At 73.6% G+C, this 4,426-nt stretch carries 4 protein-coding genes; 2 read left to right on the top strand and 2 right to left on the bottom strand.

Annotated elements, in window-relative coordinates; translation table 11 throughout:
• Positions 1–149: 149 nt before the first annotated feature.
• Both MFF40_RS28195 and MFF40_RS28200 read right to left on the bottom strand, forming a co-directional pair.
• Positions 150–572 carry a cupin domain-containing protein gene (locus tag MFF40_RS28195; protein ID WP_238263123.1) on the bottom strand — a complete coding sequence of 141 codons (423 nt, stop codon included), beginning with the start codon at positions 570–572 and terminating at the stop codon, positions 150–152.
• Between the two features lie 10 nt (positions 573–582).
• The gene (locus tag MFF40_RS28200; RefSeq protein ID WP_238263124.1) at positions 583–1,602 is read right to left on the bottom strand and encodes a zinc-binding alcohol dehydrogenase family protein; all 1,020 of its coding nucleotides are present in this window, start codon (positions 1,600–1,602) and stop codon (positions 583–585) included.
• 122 nt (positions 1,603–1,724) lie between these two features.
• Between MFF40_RS28200 and MFF40_RS28205 the strand changes: the two genes are divergently transcribed.
• Positions 1,725–2,141 (top strand): winged helix-turn-helix transcriptional regulator, encoded by a 417-nt coding sequence (locus tag MFF40_RS28205; RefSeq protein WP_238263125.1) that lies wholly within the window; start codon positions 1,725–1,727, stop codon positions 2,139–2,141.
• A gap of 97 nt (positions 2,142–2,238) precedes the next feature.
• A complete protein-coding gene (locus tag MFF40_RS28210) occupies positions 2,239–4,299 on the top strand; it encodes a methyl-accepting chemotaxis protein (RefSeq protein ID WP_238263126.1) in 2,061 nt (686 codons plus the stop codon).
• Positions 4,300–4,426 lie beyond the last annotated feature (127 nt).

The following is a 4,426-nucleotide window of genomic DNA, read 5'->3' on the forward strand; positions in this document are numbered from 1 at the left end:
TGCTTGCGTCATCGCAACGAGTTAGGCCCGAGCCAAACACCTTGAAAGGGCTGGGCCTGCGGCCCTTTGGCGGGGTGTCGGGGCAGGCCCCGACAGCAGGGCGCTGCCCTGCACCCGCAAAAGGTCCGGGACCTTTTGGATCCGGGACTTCACGCGTCGGCGTTGCGCGCCATGAAGGTGCCGGGGGTGCCGTCCTCGGGATTCACGAACACGATGTCGGTGGGGGCCCGCCGCGGGGTGTCGATCGACAGGAACGTCACCGGCTCGCCCGGGGCGATCTCCGGCATCGCGTGCACCGTGCCCGTCTCGAAGAACAAGAGCTGGCCGGGGCCGAACGTCGTGAGGTTCGCGGGGTCGCCCAGCCAGACGGTGCCGCGTCCCGACAGGCAGTACAGGTACTCGTCGCAGGTGGCGTGATAGTGCGGCGGGGTCGGTCGGTAGACCCGGAACACCCGGGCGCTCGCCGCCGCCCGGTCGGTCAGGTAGGTGTCGACCAGGAGCGTCCGCGCGCTGTCGGGCAGCGCCGCCGCGAGCGCCGCCACGTCGAAGATTCCGGTGCCCGTCTCGGTCATGGCGCCCGCCTCACGACGCAAAGCCTTCGAGCACGATCTTGCCCTTGGCGCGCCCGCTCTCGATCAGCGCGTGCGCCCGCCGCAGGTTCCGGGCGTCGATCCGCCCGTAATGCTCGCCCAGGGTCGTGCGCAGGCGCCCCGCATCCACCAGCCGGGCGACCTCGTCGAGGAGCGCGCCCTGGGCGGCGATATCGGAGGTGCCGAACATCGAGCGGGTGAACATGAACTCCCAGTGCAGCGACAGGCTCTTGCGCTTGAGCAGCGCCACGTCGAGCTGCGCGGGGTCGTCGATCAGGGCGAACCGGCCCTGCGGGGCGATCAGCGTCGCGATCTCGGCGAGATGCGCGTCGGTGTTGGTGGTCGAGAACACGAGGCCCGGCGCGCCGAGGCCCAGGGCCGCCACCTCGGCGGAGAGCGGCTTGGCATGATCGACCACGTGGTGGGCGCCGAGATCCCGGCACCAGGCCGCCGTCTCCGGCCGGGACGCGGTGGCGATCACGGTGAGGTCGGTGAGCTGCCGGGCGAGCTGGATCGCCACCGAGCCGACGCCGCCCGCCCCGCCGACGATCAGGATCGCCGGGGCGGCGCCCGGAACCGGTTTCTTGGCGTCGAGCCGGTCGAACAGGGCCTCCCAGGCGGTGATCGCGGTGAGCGGCAGGGCGGCGGCCTGCGCCCAGTCGAGGCTGGCGGGCTTGTGCCCGACGATGCGCGCGTCGACGCAGTGGAATTCGGCGTTGGTCCCGGGCCGGGTGAGGTCGCCCGCGTAGAACACCGCGTCCCCGACCGAGAAGCCCTCGGCCTCGGCACCCATGGCGAGAACGGTGCCGGCGGCGTCCCAGCCCAGGACCTTGACCCCGCCGGCCTCGGGCTCGGCCCGCACCCGGACCTTGGTGTCGACCGGGTTCACCGAGACCGCCTCGACCTTCACCAGCAGGTCGCGGGGGCCGGGATCGGGCCGGGGCAGGTCGCAATCGACCAGGGCCTCGGCCTCGGTGATCGGCAGGGATTTTCTGTACCCGACGGCGCGCATCGCAATCTCCTCCGGCTGACCCGCACGGAGATGCCGTCCGCCTTCACGGCGCGCAAGTACGCACATAAAACGCCAATAGTGCCGAGAATGATACCGTCCGCCGATCGCCTTGGGATCCCGCCATGCCTCGCACCCGACACCATCGCGGCAGTTGCAGCCCCGGCTGCGCCGTCGAGGCCACCCTCCGGCTCATCGACGGCAAGTGGAAGGGCGTGATCCTCTACCACCTCATGGAGGGGACCCTGCGCTTCAACGAGATCCGCCGGCGGCTGGCGAGCGTGACGCAGCGCATGCTCACGAACCAGCTGCGCGAGATGGAGGCGGACGGCCTGATCGCCCGGAAGGTCTACGCCGAGGTGCCCCCGAAGGTGGAGTACAGTCTGACCGAGCGGGGGCGGACCCTGGAGCCGGTCATCCACGCGCTCAAGGTCTGGGGCGACCTGCATGCCGCGTTGCAGGAGGCCGAACGGCAAGAGGCCGGACTGCAAGAGGCCGGACTGCATGCCGAGGCGGCACCCACCGTCGGGACTGCCGCCTGATTGTGCATTGCAAGACGGGCCAAACCCCTCCACCGTAACGGTGTTTTTAGAACCGTCCCGGATGATTCCGGTGAACGTTGCACCAGACCGGGTTCCGATGGCCGTCCTCTCCTCGCTCCGCGCGCGCATCCTCGCGGTGGCGCTCGCGCCCTGCCTCGCCTTCGCGGGGGCGGCCGGGTGGGCGGTGTCCGACCAATGGGCGCGGCGCGCCGAGATGGACCGGGTCGAGACCCTGGTCGGCCTCGCCTCGCGGATCAGCGCCTTCGTCCACGAGGCCCAGCGCGAGCGCGGCGCCTCCAGCCTGTTCCTGGCCGCCAGGGGGGCACAGTTCGGGCCGGAACTGGCGGTCCAGCGCAGCCGCACCGACGCGGCTTTGGCCGGGCTCCCCGACGCGATGGCGGCCGCGACCGGCTTCGGCCCCGCCTTCGCGGCGCGGGCCGACGGATTTTCCAAGGCGCTCGCCGGGCTCGCGGCCCAGCGCCGGGCGGTCGATGCCCTGGGCCTCACCGCGCCGCAGGCGGTGGGCTTCTACACCGGCCTGATCGGCGAGGGCCTGGGCGTGGTCCGGGCGATGGGCGGGGTGATCGACGAGGCCGGCATCGCGGCCCGGGCCAACGCTTACGCGGCGTTCCTGGCGCTGAAGGAGGCCGCCGGCCAGGAGCGGGCCGCCGCCTCGGCGGTGTTCGCCTCCGGCACCCTGGACCTTCCCGCCGCGCGCCGGCTCACCACGCTCTCGGCCGATCAGGCGACCTACGGCGCCCTGTTCCGGGCCGGGGCCGTCGAGGGTCAGGCCGCGCTGCTGGACGCCGCGGAGGCGACCGAGCCGGCGCGGGAGGTGGCACGCCTGCGCGGCGCCGCGCAGGAGACGATGCCGGGCACCAATCTCGCCTTCCGCGACGCGCCGGCCTGGTTCCGGCTCGCCACCCAGCGCATCGACGCCCTCAAAGGCGTCGAGGACCGGCTGACCGCCGACCTGGTGGCCGCCGCCGGCGCGGTGCGGGCCGGGGCCGACCGGATGCTGACGGTCTGGATCGCGGGCGGGCTCGCCCTGTTCGCGCTCTCGGTCGGCTTCGCGTTCTGGCTCGGCACGGCCATCGCGCGGCCCCTGGTCCGGATGGCCCGGGTGCTGACGGCGATCGGCCGGGGCGAGGGACACGACGCGCCGGGCGCCGACCTGGCCATCCCGGCGGGGGGCCCGCGCGAGGTGCGGGCGATCGCCGACGCCGCGGTGACGTTCCGCGACAGCGTCGCCGAGCGCCGGCTCGCCCGGGCCGCGCAGCAGCGCCTCGCCGCCGAGAACGCCGCCGCGCAGCGCACCGCCGCCCTGGGCCTCGCCGACAGCTTCGAGCGGCAGGTCGGGGGCATCGTCGAGGCGGTCTCGGCGGCGGCCGAGCAGCTGGAGGCCTCCGCCCACGGCATGGCCCGGGCCGCGCAGGACACCACCGACCTCAGCCGGGCGGTGGCCGGCGCCGCCGATTCGGCCGCCCGCTCGGCCGACACCGTGGCGGCGGCCACAGAGGAGCTCACGGCCTCGGTCCGGGAGATCGGCGTGCAGGTCGGGGCCTCGGCCGACCTCGCGGCCTCGGCGACCCGGGACGCGGACGGCATGGCCGGGGAGGTCCGCCGCCTCGCCCAGGCCGCCGGCAGCATTGGGGAAATCGTCGCGATGATCTCGGACATCGCCGGCCAGACCAACCTGCTGGCGCTGAACGCCACGATCGAGGCGGCCCGGGCCGGCGAGGCGGGCCGGGGCTTCGCGGTGGTGGCCGCCGAGGTCAAGAACCTCGCCGGCCAGACCGCGAAGGCCACCGAAGAGATCGCCGCCAAGGTCGCCGAGATCACCGGGTCCACCGAGGCCTCGGTCCGGTCGATCGGCGGCATCACCGAGGTGATCCGCAACCTCGCCCGGATCGGGGCCGAGATCGCCGCGATGGTCGAGCAGCAGGGCGCGGCCACCGCCGAGATCGCCCGCACCACCGGCCAGACCTCGCAGGATACCCGCGCGGTCTCGGGCACCATCGCCGGCGTGGGCGAGGCGGCCGGCACGGCCAGCCACGGCTCGTCCCAGGTGCTCGACGCCGCCAGCGACCTGGCCCGGCAGGCCAGCGCCCTGCGCGGCGCCGTCGGCGATTTTTTGGCCAACGTCCGGGCCGCCTGACGACAAGGTCCCGGATCCACAAGGTCCGGGACCTTGTGCGGGTCCAGGGCGGAGCCCTGGTTCATCGGGGCTCCGCCCCGATACCCCGTCAAAGGGGTCGCCCTTTGGAGAGCCGGGACAAAGCCTC

The organism is Methylobacterium mesophilicum, from assembly GCF_022179445.1.
GTDB lineage: Bacteria > Pseudomonadota > Alphaproteobacteria > Rhizobiales > Beijerinckiaceae > Methylobacterium > Methylobacterium mesophilicum.